General features: G+C 63.8%; 15 protein-coding genes. 8 read left to right on the forward strand and 7 right to left on the reverse strand.

Going from position 1 to position 18,783, the window contains the following annotated elements; translation table 11 throughout:
• Positions 1 to 44 precede the first annotated feature (44 nt).
• Positions 45 to 9,446 carry a toxin glutamine deamidase domain-containing protein gene (locus tag HYG95_RS18615; protein WP_181699448.1) on the forward strand — a complete coding sequence of 3,134 codons (9,402 nt, stop codon included), beginning with the start codon at positions 45 to 47 and terminating at the stop codon, positions 9,444 to 9,446.
• A gap of 293 nt (positions 9,447 to 9,739) precedes the next feature.
• Entirely contained in the window at positions 9,740 to 9,988 is a 249-nt protein-coding gene (locus tag HYG95_RS18620; RefSeq protein WP_181699450.1) for a hypothetical protein, read from the forward strand.
• Between the two features lie 45 nt (positions 9,989 to 10,033).
• Here the strand turns inward: HYG95_RS18620 and HYG95_RS18625 are convergent, their stop codons facing one another.
• The 3 genes from HYG95_RS18625 to HYG95_RS18635 all read right to left on the reverse strand — a co-directional run bounded on the left by HYG95_RS18625 (position 10,034) and on the right by HYG95_RS18635 (position 12,157).
• A complete protein-coding gene (locus HYG95_RS18625) occupies positions 10,034 to 10,417 on the reverse strand; it encodes a hypothetical protein (protein ID WP_181699452.1) in 384 nt (127 codons plus the stop codon).
• Positions 10,418 to 10,494: 77 nt separating this feature from the next.
• Positions 10,495 to 11,049: a hypothetical protein gene (locus HYG95_RS18630; protein ID WP_181699453.1), complete on the reverse strand. Its 555-nt coding sequence runs from the start codon at positions 11,047 to 11,049 to the stop codon at positions 10,495 to 10,497.
• Positions 11,050 to 11,311: 262 nt separating this feature from the next.
• Positions 11,312 to 12,157 carry a toxin-antitoxin system YwqK family antitoxin gene (locus HYG95_RS18635; RefSeq protein WP_181699455.1) on the reverse strand — a complete coding sequence of 282 codons (846 nt, stop codon included), beginning with the start codon at positions 12,155 to 12,157 and terminating at the stop codon, positions 11,312 to 11,314.
• A 516-nt stretch (positions 12,158 to 12,673) separates the two neighbouring features.
• Between HYG95_RS18635 and HYG95_RS18640 the strand changes: the two genes are divergently transcribed.
• The 5 genes from HYG95_RS18640 to HYG95_RS18660 all read left to right on the forward strand — a co-directional run bounded on the left by HYG95_RS18640 (position 12,674) and on the right by HYG95_RS18660 (position 15,549).
• Entirely contained in the window at positions 12,674 to 12,946 is a 273-nt protein-coding gene (locus HYG95_RS18640) for a hypothetical protein (RefSeq protein WP_181699457.1), read from the forward strand.
• A 98-nt stretch (positions 12,947 to 13,044) separates the two neighbouring features.
• A complete protein-coding gene (locus tag HYG95_RS18645; protein ID WP_181699522.1) occupies positions 13,045 to 13,479 on the forward strand; it encodes a hypothetical protein in 435 nt (144 codons plus the stop codon).
• 196 nt (positions 13,480 to 13,675) lie between these two features.
• Entirely contained in the window at positions 13,676 to 14,323 is a 648-nt protein-coding gene (locus tag HYG95_RS18650) for a DUF6301 family protein (protein WP_181699460.1), read from the forward strand.
• Complete coding sequence (locus HYG95_RS18655; RefSeq protein WP_181699462.1) at positions 14,320 to 14,784, forward strand: hypothetical protein; 465 nt, start codon at positions 14,320 to 14,322, stop codon at positions 14,782 to 14,784. Before HYG95_RS18650 ends, HYG95_RS18655 begins: the two co-directional genes overlap by 4 nt.
• A 12-nt stretch (positions 14,785 to 14,796) precedes the next feature.
• Positions 14,797 to 15,549, forward strand: a complete 753-nt coding sequence (locus HYG95_RS18660) for a hypothetical protein (protein ID WP_181699464.1) — start codon at positions 14,797 to 14,799, stop codon at positions 15,547 to 15,549.
• 45 nt (positions 15,550 to 15,594) lie between these two features.
• On the opposite strand, the gene HYG95_RS18665 is transcribed toward HYG95_RS18660, so the two are convergent.
• The 4 genes from HYG95_RS18665 to HYG95_RS18680 are packed head-to-tail and all read right to left on the reverse strand — an operon-like array spanning position 15,595 to position 18,110.
• Complete coding sequence (locus HYG95_RS18665) at positions 15,595 to 17,088, reverse strand: hypothetical protein (RefSeq protein WP_181699466.1); 1,494 nt, start codon at positions 17,086 to 17,088, stop codon at positions 15,595 to 15,597.
• 2 nt (positions 17,089 to 17,090) lie between these two features.
• Positions 17,091 to 17,402 (reverse strand): type VII secretion target, encoded by a 312-nt coding sequence (locus tag HYG95_RS18670; protein WP_181699468.1) that lies wholly within the window; start codon positions 17,400 to 17,402, stop codon positions 17,091 to 17,093.
• Positions 17,403 to 17,442: 40 nt separating this feature from the next.
• Positions 17,443 to 17,742: a YbaB/EbfC family nucleoid-associated protein gene (locus tag HYG95_RS18675; RefSeq protein WP_181699471.1), complete on the reverse strand. Its 300-nt coding sequence runs from the start codon at positions 17,740 to 17,742 to the stop codon at positions 17,443 to 17,445.
• 11 nt (positions 17,743 to 17,753) lie between these two features.
• Positions 17,754 to 18,110 (reverse strand): hypothetical protein, encoded by a 357-nt coding sequence (locus HYG95_RS18680; protein ID WP_220139582.1) that lies wholly within the window; start codon positions 18,108 to 18,110, stop codon positions 17,754 to 17,756.
• Between the two features lie 254 nt (positions 18,111 to 18,364).
• On the opposite strand from HYG95_RS18680, the gene HYG95_RS18685 reads away from it, so the two are divergent.
• The gene (locus HYG95_RS18685) at positions 18,365 to 18,754 is read left to right on the forward strand and encodes a hypothetical protein (protein ID WP_181699473.1); all 390 of its coding nucleotides are present in this window, start codon (positions 18,365 to 18,367) and stop codon (positions 18,752 to 18,754) included.
• Positions 18,755 to 18,783: the final 29 nt, after the last annotated feature.

The following is an 18,783-nucleotide window of genomic DNA, read 5'->3' on the forward strand; positions in this document are numbered from 1 at the left end:
CGGTCGATGCGCGGGTGTTCCGCACCGAGTACCGGTGACCTGCGGTGGCTTTGCAGTTCCCGTCTTGGCTCGAACCTCTCGAATGGCTCGTCGGAGCCGACTGGCCACACGGCAACGAAGACCTCATGTGGCAAATGGGCAAAGACCTCCTAGCGGCCGCAGACGACGCCCAAGCACTCGTCCCCGACCTCGAAGCCATCGTCACAACTGTCAACGCCGCCTACCCCCAAGGCCGCGGCGGTGAATCCATCCTGCAATGGATCCAACCCCTCATCGACGGCCAAGGACCCGACAAAAACGGATCCCTCGCCCACCTCGCCCAACACTGGACCAAACTCGCCACCGCGGCCGACTCCGGCGGCGACCAACTCCAAGCCGCCAAACTCAACTTCTACATCGCCGGCGCCTGGCTCCTCACAGAACTCGCCTGGGCCGCCGCCGCCGGACCCGGCGCACCACTAGCCCACGCCATCGTCATCTCCCAAGCCCGCACCGTGTTCCGATGGATGGGCAAAAAGCTCCTCACCGCGATCGGCCACACCGTCGCACGCAACGTCACCGAAGAAGTCCTCGAACGCATAGCGGTCAAACTCGTCTACGAAATCGTCCAAGAATCCCTCGTCGAACTCGGACAAGGCACCAGCCAAGAACTTGCCGTCCAATACATCCAGAACAAGACCGGCCACATCAACGGCTACGACTGGAAAGCGGTCGGCCTCAACGCCGGCATCTCCGCCATCGCCGGCGGCGTCGGCGGCGCCGCAGGCTTCGGCCTCGGCCGCAAACTCCCCACCACCAACGGCGGCTGGACAGGGGCCCGCAACGGCGCCACCACTGGCGCAGGCGCAGGCCTCGCCGGCGCGACCGCCGCCTACCTCGCCACCGGCGCCTTCACCGGCCAATGGGACTTCGACCCACGCTCCTTCACCGGCGGCGCCGCCTCCGGCGCCGGCCCCTCCGCCATCCACGGCTACCGCGGCAACTCCGACTTCGCCGGTCAACCCTTCACCGACCCCCACGACACCGCCCACGCGGGCATCCCCACCGAGCGGAACAACACCGAAACGAACACAACCTCAGATACCACCACCAACGGTAACGATGCAGGATCGGACACCGACCCCACCACTACCAGTGACTCGACCGACACCGATGCCACCGCCCCGGCAAATTCCGCTGAATCCGGAGAGAACTCGGCCACCACACCACGAGCCGACCTCCCTGCCGGGCAGCCAACTACCGCCGCAGCCGGACTAAGCACCGACACAACCACCGAACAGTCCGAGATCGAGGCAGGGTCGCCCACCACCGACCAGACCGGCGTGCCGTCTACCACCGCCTCCACCAATCCCACGGCGGTCGGTTCACCCGCGCACGAGGCAACAGCACACGCCGCTGACACCGGAGCACCGGATACTGGCTCGCCGCGCGATGTGACGGCGTCGTCGAATAGCGCCGAACCGGCGCAGACCGTTGCCACCGATATCGCAACGATCGAGAATCCCGCCGTGGTCGCCGACAGCGGTGGAATGACATCTGCCGCCGCCCTCGAGCACCCACCAGCCCATGGCGGTACGCCTGCCTCCGTAGCAACCTCTTCTGCCACTACATCGACGGCAACCGGTTTCGGCCTTCCCCTGGGCGCGACCTCCGCGGCCGCGACTACCGGAGCGGCGACGACGGCATCTCCGATGACGCGAGCGGTGTCGGACGGAGACGCGCCCCGGGCGCGGGCAGTACGCGACACCGCACGTCCGGGCGCCGCACCTGGCAACGAGTCCCCCCGTCCCGACCAGACATCGTCGACCTCCGCCGACCCCGGTGCGCCCCGGAGTCGCGCTCAGGAACAGGTCGCCGGGCCGAGCACAGCGGATACGCCGATCGAAATCCCGGTGCAAGCACAACGGACGGGGATCGAAGCAACCGTCAGTGCACCTGAGCCAGCCAGCGACGCAGCGTATTCGATGGCGGCCACGGCGGACGTCGATGAGATACCGATCTCGCAGGACACCACACCTGCAGCCTCTTCCGACGCACAGAGCGCCCGGGTAGTTCACGATGCGATCGACGAGGCGCTACCGAACCACCCCGATCTCGCGCGCATACTCCACGGCCTCCTCGACGACCCCCACGCCCTCGACCTCACTCGTGCTCTGAAGCGCCCGGCACTGCGAGCCCAAACCCTGGCTCTGTTACACCAACTCGCTGACTCCGAGCTCCTTACCCACCAGACGCTCACCGAATTCATCACTGCCAACCCCGGTCGCGGCCCACTTTTCGATCCGCTCCCCTCCGACATCAACCACCTGCCCGACGGCCGATCCCGAATGGCTGCCCTCGTCGCCGAATCCAAAGCCCTCGACCCCGCCCGCAGCATCGGTGCACAGCCCTCGACCGACGAGATCGCACTGCTAGAGGACTACGCCGACCGCCTCAAGCTCGCCGTTCAGCCTGCGGTAAAGGCTGAGCTCGCCCGACTGACCGCCGGACTCGAGGGCGCAACGACAAACTCTCGCACCAAACCCGCCGACGCCATCCTCGACAAAGTCCACCGCATGGTCAACGGCGCCGAAAACCGCCCCCCACGCCCCCATTACCAAGTCGGCGACGCCATCGACGCGGTCGGCGCCCGCATCACCGTCGACAGCACCGAACAACTCGCCGCACTCCTCACCCGGATCCAACAACAACTCGGCACCGGCGACAACAGCCGCATCGTCGAGATCGAAAACATGTACGCCACACCGAAATCACGGAATCCCGAATACCGGGTCATCCCGATGGTCATCCGGATCGACGTCGATGGCTTGCCTTACACCTACGAACTCCAGCTCACCACCCGGCGCGCGTCCATCGCCGCCGACATCAACCACAACACCGTCTACAAGCCGTATATCCCACTCACGCCTGCTCAGCGTGACGAGGTCAACCGCGTATTCGCCGAGGCCGCTGCGCTCGACCAGATCGAAAACCGCACCACCGCAACAACAGCGAATACGACCGACATCCGTCCCGGATCACGACCAGCTAGCCCCGACCTCAGCGACGCCGTACCGGCCGAGCCGACATCGCCACCCGATATCACGGGACAACTCGAAACCCCGACGCCGAGCGACCTCGCCCAGGTCAGTGCCGAAACCGCCCAGGCCAACACCCCTGCTCTGGTGCCCGACCTCCACAACACCCGCACCATCGGTCCTGAAAGGCTCGCCCAGCTCGAGGACGACTCATATCTGACAGCCGTCCAGGAAGCCCTGCTCGACGGCGACCGGTTCGTCGTCGGCGCCGATCCACGTACCAACGACTACGGGCAACTCATCAACGACGGCGGGCCGAAGAGGAATGGGCGCGGATACAACTGCGTCGACACCGCGCTCGCCGCGCTGTCTTCCTTCTTCGGCCGGCCTGCGGTCGCGCTCCCACGCTTCGAGGAATATCTTCCCAGCGGCGAGCTCGACACCAGGGGTGAACTCGGTGGTCTGGACCGCGCCGAAAGCTGGATCGGCGGCACGTGGGAAGACTTCGATGGCCAAGGCTTGTCCGCCGCCGAGCAATTCGACGCACTCCATGACTGGATCAGCCAGATGGGGCCCGGCTCAGCGGCATTCGTCTACAACCAGTGGCATGCCCGCGACGATGCGGGCGACCTGATGTTCGACGAGGACGGCCAACCCGTCGGCGGCGACCACCACGCGACGGCGATCGTTTTCCCGCACGGCGCCGATTCCCCGGTCTGGTGGGATCCTCAGTCCGGGGAAATGACGGCGTTCCCACCGACTGAACTGGTCGACCATTCCGTCGGTCTCACTTTTATGTCCATCGATTCCAACGGAGGCACGGTCAATGCAGGATCAACTGGAAACCAGACCCCAGGTACAACAGTATCTGGCCCGAGTCCTGCGGTTGGACAAGGAGTTCCGGCTCATGGAGTTCCAGCATTGCTGGGTGGCCAATCCGATCCGGACGCCGGAGGAAACGCAGCGACGAATCGGCGGGGCGACCTACGTGGTGAACAAGACGACCGGAGTGGTGACGTCACACCCGAGCGGCCGACCACCACACCTGATCGGCCAGAAATACGACCAGGCGGTAGCGAACGGCGAGACGATCGAAGCGTTCCAGATGTATCCCCCGCAATGGCGCACGACCTACATTCGAATCCGCGAGGACCACAACGAGATCCGGTACCTGGTGGAGGCGACGTCACTGACGGAACCACCGGCCGCGGATTCGAGACAAATCCTGATAATCGACAAGCAGACACTGAGCTATCGAACAGATCCCGCAGCCATCCATCCGAGCAGCATCACAGTGAACGGTTGGGCTCAGATGCGCAACCGCAGCGACGGGACCTGGCCGAAACGGGAGACGATCGAGCACTGACCTCGGCGGCGGGCCCTACTGAGCAGCAAGACGGCACAGCCCAGGCACAGGGCCTTCCGAGCGACGCCCACCCAGCCTACGACGCGCGACTGCCGCGTGGGGAGGGCGTCCTGCATCGACCGACCAGCACATCGATCGGGCAGGACTCACACACTGCGCGCGTCCGGGAGAACATCCGCAACGACGGAGCCCACGACGTCATCGTGCACGGTCGGCCGGACGGCTTCCCGATACCGGGCAAGGTCAGGGCGGTCCATCCGCAGGAGATTGTCGACGCGATCCGGGAGAATCCGAACTATCGCCAGGGAACACCCATTCGGCTCGTGTCCTGTTACGCGGGCAACGGCAAGGGCTGGGCCCAGTACGTCGCGGATGCGCTCGGCGTGACCGTCACAGCGGCGACCGACCGGATCGGTGTTCCTCGCGAACTGCACTCCGCCCCGATCATCGACAACGGCGGCCGTTGGCGCGTGTTCCGACCACAGTCCCTCATCGAAACCACCGGCCCGCGATTCGAGCCGGAGCTGCGGGCAGCAGGTGACCTGTCGGCAGGCAACGACTCCACACAGCATTATCAGGCCCGCACCGACTGGGTAGCCGACACACCGCCGCGCGAGTCGGCATCGGGCTACTTGCGGCCACCGACGGAGCTGTCGGGGCTGCCCAGGCCGAGAGTGGACGCGCAGTTCCTCGGGTCACTTGATATCGGCGACCCGCGAATCACAACCGATGGCGGTGAACCGCCTTCGATCACTCATATCGACGGTGAGCCGGTCGACGACTTCGCCCGCCGGCTCAGTGCCGAACGCGGCGAGGCCTTCGTCCGCGCGGCCGAACCCGACCCAACCCTTGTCTCGGAGTACACAGCGCTCAAAGCGGAGGAATATCGCCTGGACGCGGAAAAACGCGACTCCGGTGTGCAGATCAAGAACGCGAGGTTGGAGCTGAGCCGCGCCGAGGTCGCTCTGCGGTCCGCGACGCCGGAGCAACGCCCGGCCGCGGAGGAACTGGTCCGGCAGCGGCAGGAGGAGTTCCAGACAGCTCGGGAGGCTGCCCGGCGGGCCAAGCTGGCGCAGGATCTGTTTCACCAGGAAGGCCAGTTGCAGCTTGCCGCAAAGGCTCTCGAACAGTCCAGAGCGGAAACACTGTCCGCAGCCAAGCGCGGCAACTGCAGCGCGGTCACCATCGACCGGCTCACCGGTCGGGTGTTCGAAGCCGCCAACGGCCCGTCCACCGACCACATCCATCCGAATAGCCTGCACCCGACGCTCATCGACAACATCGCACGGTATCAAGATCCGAACACGATCGACGACAACCCTGATCACACCAAGTTCCCACACCATGACCACCCACTCGGACATGCCGAAGTCCGATCCACCGACGCCGCGCTACACGATCGCGAGCAGCTGAACAGCACGGCGGAGCACAGCGGGCGTTACCCCACCGACCACGACGGTCTGTCATCGCTGCTCAATTCGCCCTTCGTGCCACGACGCGGAGTCGAGGCGCCGTACTGCGCGAACTGCACCCGCGTCCTCACCGGCACCGAGAGCACCGCGGGTCACATCATCGACGAGGGCGCACCCCGGGTCGACCCCGTCCGCCATCTCGACCTGGCCCGAGCAGCAGACGACACGCAATCGGTCCGGCCGCGCCTTGCCTCCACCGACTATCCCGAAGTGCACCCGCAGGCGCACCGACCCGGTGACAGCGATATGGAGTGGTTGTCCAGCGACCACGACTCCACCCCCGAAGCCCTGCCGGTCACACCGGAACAGATCGAGTCCAAGTACGGAATTCCGCTGGAGAATCAGGCCAAACTGCGGCGCTATGCCGAGGCCAACGGCCTGGTGATCGACGTCCGCCCGACCAACCCCGATGCCGTGCCACATTTGAAGAACGGCGCGATGCCCAAACCGATGTCCATCAAGGACAAAACCATCAACGACCTCGACATCGAGCTCGGTGCACCGGCTGCCGCCAAGGGGTTGGTCGGCCGTTTCGAGCCGGGGATGCTGTCGATGCCGGACACCACGGAAATGTCCGGTGCGCACCGTGAACAATTGCGGGCAAGACTGAATCGGCGAAACGACGATTGGGTGCAGTACGCCGAGCACATGGACAAACTGACCGGAAAGAACGGGCACTTCCGGGTCACCGACGGCATCGTCGAGGGCAAGGTCGACGGCGTGTGGAAGCCGGTCACCGGCGACCACGACCTGTTCGATATCCGTCACGCGGACGGGCAACGTCTCACCAGCGACGAGCTGCGCAAACACCAGTCCAGGCTGATTGCGCTCGGTGCGGGCATTCAGCACGGGCCGCACACCTACTGGGAAACCTTCGACCCTTACCAACGCGCCAACAACTTCGAAAAGATCATCACCGACCACCAATACGATCCCGACCCGGACACCACCCACGAGCCGGTCATCCGAATCACCCCCGACGGCCACCCGACCGTCCGCTGGGCCGAACAATCTCTGACCGACATCGACCGCGAAATGACGCTGTGGCATGTCCAGAGCGATATCGACCACGGCACCACGCGGCGCCTCGGCAGCCTCGCACGACTACCCGGTCTGGAGGCCACCCCTGGCGGGCCACTCACAGACGTGCCGGCCGACGAATCCCACACTGTCCGTGCGGAAGCCGAACAGCTCCGGGGGCGCGCTGAAGATCTTGTATCCGACCCGATCTTCGACCTCACCGCTTATCGCGCGTGGATGGGCCACCAAGCCACAAGCAACGCCCTGATCGACGGGGTGCCGATGACCGCGATCGAGATCGTCGAAGGCGAACCACCGGTGCTCTTGCGCACCGACTCCCCCGAGCACGAACTCGCCGCGCTGCGTGATGAAGCGCGCAAGGGTCAGAGCCTCGACGCGATCCGCGCGGCGGTGGACCAGCGCCTCGGACGGCTTGACAACCAGGTCACCGACTACGACGCGGGGATCGCCGCTGCGCAAGAACTTACCGACACCGAGAACGACGGAACACAACGCCGACCGACCCACGAACCGGAATACGAGCTTGCCCCAGACACCGAACCATCGGCTGGCACGACCGAGGCGCGCGGTGCCGAGTCAACGGAGGAGACTGCACCCGAATCGGGAGCCGCTGTCGTCAGCACCGCACGATTCGACTTCCATCAAACCGTCGATGACGGCGGCCGACGAACGACCGAACTGACGCTACGCGTCTACCTCGAGCAGATGCGAGGCGTCACAACGGCGCAGATGCAAGCAGTCGCACGCACGATGATCGAGGCCAGTTCACGACTGTTCGGCGAGCCGTCGAAAGCGCCGCCCGCCGTATTGTTCACCGAAAAAACCGCCGGGACAACCTCTTCCACGGCGAGACACACTCTGCTCAACGGCAACGACCTACGCGTCGATCTCGAGTTCGTCGGTGCCCCCGACCACGCGCACCTGCGTGCATCCGTAGCGCCCGAGGGTGCCGAGGACGGGTCGCATTTGGCACCGAATGTGCAGGTCGACGCAGTAGTTCAAGTGATCTGCGGACATCTGGAAATCACATACGACGCCGATGGCCTGGACTTGACGGGGATCTCCCAGCTCAGCAATGAGCTCGATGCCGCGACCGATGCATCGGTGTCCTCGCTCCCGGCTGGGAGGGAAGCATCGGCGAACGACCCCAGCCGAATCAATGCTGCGCAGTATCGAGCCGCCGCGTTGTCAGACCTCGGCTTCCAGGACATCAATGAGCTTCCCCCGACTGAGCGGGAACAGATAACTTCGGCACTGAGTAGCACCAGAATGATACCGCCAGAGCAAGTGAGGTTCACTCAGCGCAGCGTGAGTCGGGAAACGTCAGAAGGAATGCCGCTTCCGCAGCTCTCTGGGGCAATGGCCGAACATGGGTGGCGAGGAGGGCCGATCCATGCAGTCATGTGGGAGAACGGAAACATATCAAGCCTGGATAATCGTCGCCTGATTGCCGCCAGAATGGCGCAGCTCGAGCATGTTCCGACGGCATTGCACGCACCGAACGACCGGCTGGCAGACTGGCCCAACGAATGGGACACAGCAAGACGCGAAAGAAATCCGTTAGGAGTCGACATACGTCGTCTTGAAGACGGCACTTTGCGCGTCGGCGGAGATCAAGGAGAAATCGTATACCACCGCGGTCACGTTGCTGATACCTGGGGAGAGATCGCCTTGTTCCGCGCCGCCGAACAGCGAAGTCTCCTGCCCGGCATTCTTGAAGGTTCTGAACATCCGCCGGTCTTCGCCGCCAAGCCGGCGAAAATGCTGGAACTGGAAATACCGGAGGACGATCACCATGAGATCGCAGCCGCTGTCCGGGGTGCTCGCCCCGAGGCCGATGCAATCCTGGCAGATCTCCGAACGATTGCTTCGCTGGTGACTCGCAACCTCGGCCTAGCGCGTGACAGTCTCGAACTGCGAGGCGAGGACTATCGCGTAAAGTCTACGGAATCACTGGCACGCAAATACCTAAGTGAGCGTGCACCCAACCAAACAGTAGCCGAGTTCCTGAACCACGTTAATGACTTGGTACGATTCTCCGTCAGGCTACCCGATGGGGTAAACTATCTCCCCGCCCTGGTGTCAACGTTCCAGGGTTTGCGCGACAACGGATACGACGTTGTCGAGGTAAAGAATTTCTGGCGCCCAGGTAACCGCTACTTCGGCACGAATACTACGATTCGTGCGCCAAATGGTCGGGAATTCGAGATACAGTTTCCCACCGAGGACGCCTGGCGCGCCGGCAAGATCACTCACGAACTCTACGAGGTGTTCCGACGACCAGAAGAGCCCATCGAACGCCGAATACATGCCTTCTTGAGTATATTGCGCGTCAACAGCGAGCTGAACTTGAGCAGCAAAATTCCCATTGGGCTCGATAAACAATGGAGGGCCATCGACACCAGTTTTGAGAAATGGATTCTGAAGAACCCCGCACCCTGGCAACAGTACGCACGCTGGTTGGACGAAAATGGCCGAGACCTGGACTGGGTGGCCGCCCAGTTCGGTCTGCATCCCACCAGTTTGGTGTCGGCTCGATCCACGGATTGATACATAAATCACCTGTCGATCGAGAGTCGTCTGCGATAGCATCTCAACCACGATCGCCCATTCAGCTCTGATAATATCTACGCTGGTAAACAGATCTCGACCATCAGCGACGCCACGTACCTGAAACCCATACCGCCCATCGACCGGAGGTCCATTTGTTTTTTTACCAAGCAGTTTGCGAAGGGAAATTCGGCGCTACGCCACCCTTCACCATATTTGTAACGACTGACGCATCGAATGCTGCGCTGGTATGGAACCAAGGGATCCAGATGTGGCAATACGACCCAGCCCGAGTGGTCCGGTTCACCACTGACTATCGCAACGATGATCGGATTTCGACCGTCGACCGTGCGGCGGCCGAGGAATTCTCGCGCAAACTCGCGGTTGACAACTCGACAGCCAGCGAGCTGCCCAGCGAGGACTGGATCGAATGGTTCTTTTCATGGGAAGGGAACCCGCCGGACCAAGACGATTTTTCCTGGGAGGACGATCATCACGTCCAGCAATGGAAGGCAGATCGGACCTCGCAGCAGGATCGGTAGGTAACCGAGCGGACCGGACCAGACATCGAATCTGTCGGCGGCCGATCAGAAATAGGACATGAACGCCGCATTGAAACCTGCATCGCGGGTATCGAAGTCCGGCGGGGAGTAGTCGAATTCACGCACCCTCGCGACGAACTCCGCAGGGAGCACGATCGGTCGACGGGTGAGGTAGTGCAACGAATCCTCGCGCCAGACCCAGACTCCGTCCGAGTACAGCGAGGATCCACCCTCGATCCAGCCGTCGCCTGCGACCAGGTCCGCGACCGCCTCCATCACGTCGAACACGACCTTCACGTTGTACATGTAGTCGAGGATCCGGGCCCGGTCCGGCTCGACGCCTCCAGTTTCGGCGAGCCACAGGGACGGCAGGTCTTGATGCCGATCCTGATACATCTCCCGGTACATGGCCACCGGTCGCAACATCATTCCAGTCTCCCCCTCCGAGACGCACCCCGGCGCCCCACCCTCCGATCCTTCGCCCGGACCAGCCCCACGTCAACCAGTCAACGGAGCGCGACAACCGGGAGATCCTGGATGATCTCGGTTCCGGGAATGTCCAGATAAGGGCAGTTCACTATTCCATTCCGCAGCACCAAGTCCGGATCGTCCGGCAGGATCCAGAACAGCTTCCCCGACTCGATCCAGGGCCGCAGCTCGAAGTCGTAATCGGTCTCCACCTGCGTGTGTTCGCCCCAGGCCCGCCAGCGTCCATCGGCGTCGTACAGCTCGTACTGATTGCCGCCCCAAAGGTTCTCCAACGGAATGCGATGGAACCGGCTGGTCGTGAAATAGGTGGTGTTCCAGCCGATGTGTGGCCCGATTCGGGTCTGGTTGATCACCGCACGGGTATCCGGCTGTCCGAGGATACGGGGAACAACATAAGGACGATCGGGCCCGGGGTCGCGGGGGAACGGCGCCGGAGGGACAGGTTCGGTGAAACGCACCGCGCCTCCCATCGCCAACCAGGTGGGAAGCACTTGATCGACCAAGCGCCGCAACGGGTTGCTCACATCCCAGAACCACCCGTCGAAACCAACGACATCGATCGGCCAGGACACCGCCGCGCCGGTGAACGGGCACCGGGACACCGTCACCTCGGGTAGCAACTCGACGTACCGATCCTGTAACTCGAATGCGGTATAGATCGCCGTCGCTGCTTCCTCGGAGCCGCCACCGCGCTTATACAAGGCGGTGAGCCGATTTCCCTCCGTGAGCAACTGTGGACGTTCCTCCAGGAACGCTCGCATCGTCATACCACTCCTCGGGGAATTCGCACATCGTCTGCGGCGACACCGATCTGTTCACCAGCCGCCACGCTTGTCATCCGTCTCTCCTCCGGTCCTCTGACGGGTGACCTGGCGCCGGTGGTCCGACAGAACTGATCAACGCGCCGGTCTCATCCCAGGTTCGCACCGACACCAACCGACCGTCGGCAACCTGCACACTTTCCCGGCGTAACGTCCCGTCCGGAGCGTAATCACGCCAAGTTCCGGTTTCCCTGCCGCGCGTATATTCGCCGGAGAACCTGAGCGAACCATCCATATACCAATCACGGATCGGGCCGTCGAGTTCCCCATCGACATACGCGGTGGCTTCGGCCACCGGGCCGCCCTCCCACATCCGCTCGATCAACTCACCGGTGAACGGCTCACCCCGATAGACAGCACAACCCGTCTCCGGATCGATGACCAGCTCCGGATCACCCTTCTCCACCGCTTCCCGGGAAATCCCCTTGACCGTCAGCTCGTCCCAGATCTCCACGGTCCGGCCGTCCTCGTCGTACACCACCGACGAGACCAATCCGTTTTCCCTGTCGTACTTCGCGATTCGGCGCAGTCGTCCGGATGGATACCACTCCTCCCACACACCGATCGGCACGTTCCGGTAGAAGTCGCCGGAATAGCGGTCCGTACCGTCGGGGTACCAACCCCACCAGCCCCCGTCCCGGTCGCCACCGTCATATGACCACAGCTCCAGCCACCGCCCATCGGGATGCCGCTGCACCACCAAGCCTGTATACGGCTCACCCCGATAGAACAACCGTCCCGTCGCGGCCTCGACAACCACCTCGGGATCATCGCCATAAATCGTGTCGTCATCGAACGAAGTCATGAACCACCCTCCCCCACCGCCTCGGCCACGCGACAAAGCCACGGAAAAACGCACGGGACAACACAGATCAGCTTTCCCTCTTCGCGGACCGTCCGCAATAGGCTACCTTCCACACCGCCGCACGGAAAACCCTCATATCGATCGACATGAGGAACTCCGATCCGCGCCTGACGAGTGGTGCGCGAAGTCTGCGAGGACAACAACTGCATTACATTCTGAGGTCCAGCACATCTAGCCCAGCACATCTTGGACAGCTCGACCTTCTTGCAGGCGGCGTAGTCGGCCATCATCAGGTGCACCCACCGGTCGGATACGCGCGGGCCACGCGGTGCAGGAAAGCGAGAAATTCCTGGTGGCGGTGCCTGGGTTCGCAGGCGCCGGTGACTTTGCCGGTCAGCTCCGGATCGGTGGAGAACTCGAAGGTCTCGGCTCGCCACGGTTAGACCCCGTACTCGCCCCATACCTTCGACACTTGTTGGGTGCGCGATACCGAGGCGATCGGCAAGGATACGCGAATTCCAGTGTGTGTCACTATATTACGTGGCAAGGAGTGGCCCAGGAGCTTGACACATGATGGTCATCGTCTATCCCGCCGACGGAACCGGACCCATCTGGTGGAACCCACAATCTCGCGAGACCTGGAACCATCCACCCACTGCCCTCACACATGGCGCGGTCGCGCTCACCGCGGCAACCGGAATCCCGGTACTGATCCTGAACTCCGAGACGGGCGTGATCCTCGAGTATCCGAGCTGGTCGACCAGCCGAGTGATCGAGAGCTATCAGCGATCGCTGCGCGAGAACAGACCACCGGTCGGCGGGCAGATGAATCTCGACTACTGACCGCGGCAAGTGGTTCGGTCGTCACCGGCGACGACTCCGCTGTTCGAAGACACCGCCGTTCTCTGCGATTCCATTGCTTTCAGACGGGAGCCCCTACCATGTCCACACCGATTCGAACGCCCGAGCAGGCACGTCAGTACCTGACTCCCGTGCTGGGGGATCGCGAGTTCCGGATCCTGCCGTTCCAGTACGGGTGGGTGGTGTCGCCGACACCACAGCCGCCCGACGCGCACCACGCGGTCCTTCCGAAGCTGGTGCTGAACGCCGAGACGGGCGTGATCCTGGAGTGCCCGAGCTGGTCGGCGAAAATGGTAGCGACCAGATACAGCCAGGCACTCGAGAACGGAATACGACTGCCGGGCAGGCAGGTCTACCCGCCGACGGATCACACAGCTCCGATGACACAGGCCCGACGCGAAGCCTTCTGGCGGACCCGGGGTTGGCGCCCCGACCTCCCGGCGGACAAACGTCTGGCGATCGAACAGAGCTGGCCGGACGAGATGATCGAGGAAGCGGAGTTCCACGGATTCTGACCTGGAATGATGAATATGCCCCGCCCGGTCGGGATTCGTTCCATCTGCACAACGCAGGTGGTCCGGACATGGTTTTCATGGCCTACGAGCACCCACCTCGGAACCGACCCCACTTCGCGCACCTTCCATCGGCCCAGGTCCGGCCGACCAATCCTGACTCGGTGCCGCACTGAAAGCCGGCGCCGCGCCCAAACCGATGGCGATCAAAGACAAGACGATCAACGATCTCGATGTCGCGCTCGGCGCACCGGAGCACGCCAAGGGGCTGGTCGGGCGGTTCGAGCAGGGGACGTTGCGTATACCTGACTTATTCTTGCCGAATACGTCCGGCGGGGAAGAACAGGACTCGAATATGAAAGAGTGGAAAACACTTTCGGAGAACGAGATCGCCGATCTGGCTACCCGGTTGCGCGACCTCGACTGGTCTTGGCAGATGACCGACGTCGACGCCCTCGCCGCGCGTTTCGGTTGGCGGGTCGAGGCCACCCGACCGCACTCGGTGCGCCTGGACACCGGCTTCGGTCGCGCCAGTGGTTCGGTGCAGGGCTATCGGGGTCGCGCCAACGAGATCGACCTGGCCGTCACCGGGTTCACGAGCGAGACAACCGCTACCCGTGCCGATATCCGAGACGCCTTTGTCGTGATGGCAACCGCGATCACCGGTGCGGTCGGCGCGCCGACGAACAGTATTCCCGGCGAGTACGCCGAAGTCCGCTGGGCCGGCCCTGACACCACACTCCGACTGATCGAGATGACCAGCAGCATCCACCTGTATTTGGACACGAACGCGGGCTTGGCGGTACACGACGAAACCGTGCGGCTCGAAGCAGAAGGAGTGATTTGACCGACTGGACCGAGTTCGCCGACGGACTCGCACAGCAACTGATGTGGCTCCCCGCCGGCGCCTTCCTCGTCATCACCGCGTCGCGACCACCCCACGATTCACGCAGATTCGTCCAGTTCGCCCAGACCGATGACGAACTCTACGGCCAGCTGGCCGGCGACGAGTGGATAGATGAGAGCGATCGCATCACCGCCGAGGAATATCGACTGCTCATCGAAACCGGTTGGCAGGAACCTCATCCCGATCACGTCGACAACTGGTGGGTCGAACTTCCCTGGCCCGCGCCCTCGACCAGCTACCGGAAACTGGCGTCGATGGCGGTTGTCGGTCTGCGCGATGTCTTCGGTATCGCGGCACCGGCACTGCTCACCTACCGGGCGTGGAACGGCAAGGCGGGCAACAGGGATCTGGACCTTCCGCTGCTGGGCCTCGCCTCCACGAACTCGGGCGACGATGCATAGGATTCATAGGAAATGAGCGATATCTTCAGGGCGGAGCGCAGAAATCTGCTCGACGCGGGGAACCGGATAGTCGAGCTGTACAAGTCGGCGCCCGATACCGAAGAGGGCGACGCGATCATCTACGACGCCTTCGAATACTTCGAACGATATGTCGAGCTGCTCCCGGAAGTACTCGTCTCGCGGTGCCCGTTCTCCGGCGCCGCTTTCCGGTGGCCGATGGACAACGTCGACCTCGACGGCTGGTACTGGGAATACGACAAGCCCCATCGTCGTCGGTCGAGTATCGTGCCGCGCACCTGGCTCGCCATGGGTGGCGCTGTCCGCCTCACCGAACCTGTTGCCCCCGCGCCTTTCTCGCGCCGGCCCGGACCCGACGTTCCCTACGTCATCCCAGCGATTCTGAACCACCCGACCGTCCGTGCGGTCATCACTCAGATCACCATCGGCCCACACACCGGGTGGGCCACCACCTACTACAGCACCGTCCGCGAGCTGGGGGTGCCCCTCGAAAACACCTGGGGCGCCGACAACTACGACACCTATGACGTCGATGGGGTCTGGCGTGGCTGGGACGAACACACCTTTGCATTCGGTGATCACGACTTCGACCTTCGCCCTTGGTTCGACACCGGCAAGCTGCTCTGGATCGCCCCCGACGACCCCACCGCAACTCTCCGTGAAGGGGCGACCGACTGCCCTTACATCGACCTGGACGGAACGCGCCTACGCCAGAGAATCGACGGCGGCACCGTCAGCAGGAATTGACCGACCGGGTGCCCGGACACCGCGAAGTGTTTCCGGGCGCCCGGGTCAGACCACCAAACTTCCCGACGATTCGTCGAACGTCTCCTCGTCCGCGCCGATCACCGGCATCGACGTACCGCTCACAGCACCGACCAACTCGTCACCGTGTGAACCGGCGACCAACCCGGTGCGCTCGGGGTCGTGTGTTCCGGCGTCACCCGCGCGACGGGCCGCGCCCGCGCCGGGAACCATACCGCCCGGTGCACCGGCCGTTGTCTGGCGCGCGGAGTCCGCGGCCTGGCCGGTTGCTGCCACGTCGATACTCTGCCGACCGGCGAGTGGGGTGCTGCTGAGTGGGGAGCTGCTCGGTGGCATGCCGCCGAGTCCGCCCATGCCACCCATGCCGACCATGCCCATTCCGCCGCCTCCACCGCCCGCACCGGCCGAGGCGGAGCTCGGGTCGGTGGACAGTGCGGCACTGCTGTCTTCGGAACCTGTGGTGGCACCGAGGTTCTCGGTGAGGCTGTTGGCTTCGGCGAGCTCGGAGGACACCGTTTCACCGAGCTGGGTGGCCGCGTCGGTCAGGGTGCTCATGACATCGGCGCCGGTCGATGCCGCTTCGGTCGCCGCGTCGACACCCTCGCTGACCGCGCTGGTGGCGCTGCTCGCCAGGCCCGACAGTGCCTCCACGCCGGTCGAGGCCATGCTCATCAGGGGTGTTGCCACGTTGAGTGCGGTGGTCAGCCCGGAGATGATGTTGGGCGCCTCGGTGACGGCGATCTTCTGGCCGGCCGCGGTCATTTCGCCGGCCTTGGTGGTGAGCGCCGCTTGGGTTTTCGCGACGATCGCGCCGCCCTCGGCGATGCTCTCGTTGGCCAGCGCGATCGCGGCGGCCTGACCCCACGGGGTCCACAGCATCGGTGCGAGCGCGGTGATCCCCGCGACGAAACGTGCGATGACGGCGTTGATTTCGGCCACGCCGGTGCTGACATCGGCAGCGCCCGCTGCCACCAGCTGGTTCATCTTCTCCGCCTGGGCGGCGGTATCGGTGGTGTTCTGCGCGACCTCGGTGGACTTGGTCGCCGCGGCATCGGCGCCGGTGCCCTCCCAGAGCGCGGTCGCCGCCGACAGCGCGTCTTTGGCCAGATCGACCACCGTCGAGAGCGTGTCGGTGATGCCGGACAGTGCCGAGGTGGGAGAGCTGCTCGAGCCGCCGCCTGAACCGCCGGTGGAACCGCCGGTGGAACCGCCGCCCGAGCTACCACCGGTATCACCGCTGCCGAACGCGGACGCCATTTCCAGCACCGGCTCGATCAGGCTCGACAGGGGAATCGAAGAGGCCGCCTCGGCCACGGAGGACAGATCGGGCAGCTGCGGAAGCTGCAACGAACTGAGCGCGTCCGGCACCGACATGTCGAGCAGCGATCCCAGCCCGTGGGCTTCGAGCAGCTCGCGGATGATCTCCTCGACGGTCTGCTGTGTCTCGCCCTCGGCGGTTTGGGTAGCCGCGGCAGGATCTGCGACCATCCCTTCCGCGGGCGCGCTGTCTTCAGTCGCCATGGCTAGGGCATAACCGTGTTGAAATCGGCCGCGGAGCTGACTTCGGTGGTCTGGTACGCACCGGCTGCGCTGACGGCCGCGGCCGAAGTGGCGGCGTGGACGGCCGCGATCTCACCGATGGTGCTCAAGTGGTTGCCGGAGGCCACCGCGAACGACGCGAGGAAGTCCTGGCCGATGAGGCCGAAGATCGGAACCGCCGCGGCGACCATGCCGGCCGCACCCGCGCCTGCGCTCGCGACCTGACCGGCGAGAGCGGCGTGCTCGCTGCCGAATTGGGTGATCGCGGCCTGTGAGGTCTGCAAAACCTGGTTCATTGAATTCTCCTTCGAGCTTGGATGAGTAAAGTCGGCAACGTCAGGACGTGGTCGCTTCGGTGAATTCGGCCACGAGCCGGTTATGTTGTTCGAGTGCGCGTTTCGCGCCTGCCTCCGCCGCCGCGACAACCGCCGTTTCGAACTCGGTGGCCGTCAGTTCGGAAATGTCCTCGGTCAATTCGAGATCGACCAGCGCGCCGGTGCCGTCCATCACGACGATCACCGCTCCGTCCGCGGCACCGACGCGCACGCGGATCGCCGCGAGCTGATCGCTCAGATCTTGCAGCCGGTATGCCTTGCGCATTACCCGATCCATCAATTCGTCCATCGAACCGACCATGATCGCTCTCCTCAGTTCGACGGGGACCAGATCTGCGGGTCGGCACCGTATCGCTGTTCGTACTCGAATTCCGCGCGCGCGACCTGTTCGCGTGTGGGAACGCCGATGGCGGCGAGCGACTGCGCGCTCATTCCCGCGGCTTCCAGCTGCGCCCGCCTGGCCAGGGCGCCCCGGTCGGCGGCGTGGCGGCACAGCGCGACGATCTCGGCGGCGAGGTCGTCGGGCTGTCGGTAGAGTTCGTCCTGGCGAATCCGCAACCGCAGCGGCTGGCCGCGTTCGGTGGTGCGAACCGCGATCGCCCCCGATGCGGATGTCGCGGTGAAGGTCGCCGGATCGGCCTCCGGCACACCGGAATCTGACTGAACCACGAGATTTCCCCCCTGAAAGATCTTGCTCCATACAGCATTCCGCAAATGCGGCGAATGGGCAACCTTTGATACAACTTCCGGCGGCTCGCCTGTGATCTTCGAAATGTAGATCCGAAAATGCAGGACCCGGACTGCCACAACGGGTTCGACATCGTCGCGCGCTATGCTCACGTCGACGAAACTTCGCGAGGATCGGAGGGCCGCGGCCTCCGCTGCGGGAAGCAAATCGGGGAATTGCTCCTGAAAGGAAGCACATGCTGGAACTCGAACCGGTCGGCATCTACCGGGAAATGTATCGGAGCGGTCATGACGACCTGCCCTCGCTGCGTGAATCACGCACCACGCATCAGCTCGAAGATCGCGCCCGGATCCTCGAATACATGGTCGCTGCCACGCCGGTATTCGACGTCATGGGTAGCGTGGTCGACCTGTTCGACCCGAATACGTCGATCAGGAGTGGCCAGTCGTTGATCTCGGACGGCACGTGGCTGTGGCGGGTCGATTCGATTCACTATCTGACCCGCTACGATCTCGCGATTCCGGATGAATTCGTCGAACATGTTCGCGCGCGGAACTATCAGCCGGTAGCGGATGTCGATCTGGCCGACGAGATCTACGACGCGGCCATCACTGCCTACTTCTAGACGATCCGGTTCGCAGCACCCGCTCGAGG

This window comes from Nocardia sp. GTS18 (assembly GCF_013839555.1).
GTDB lineage: Bacteria > Actinomycetota > Actinomycetes > Mycobacteriales > Mycobacteriaceae > Nocardia > Nocardia rosealba.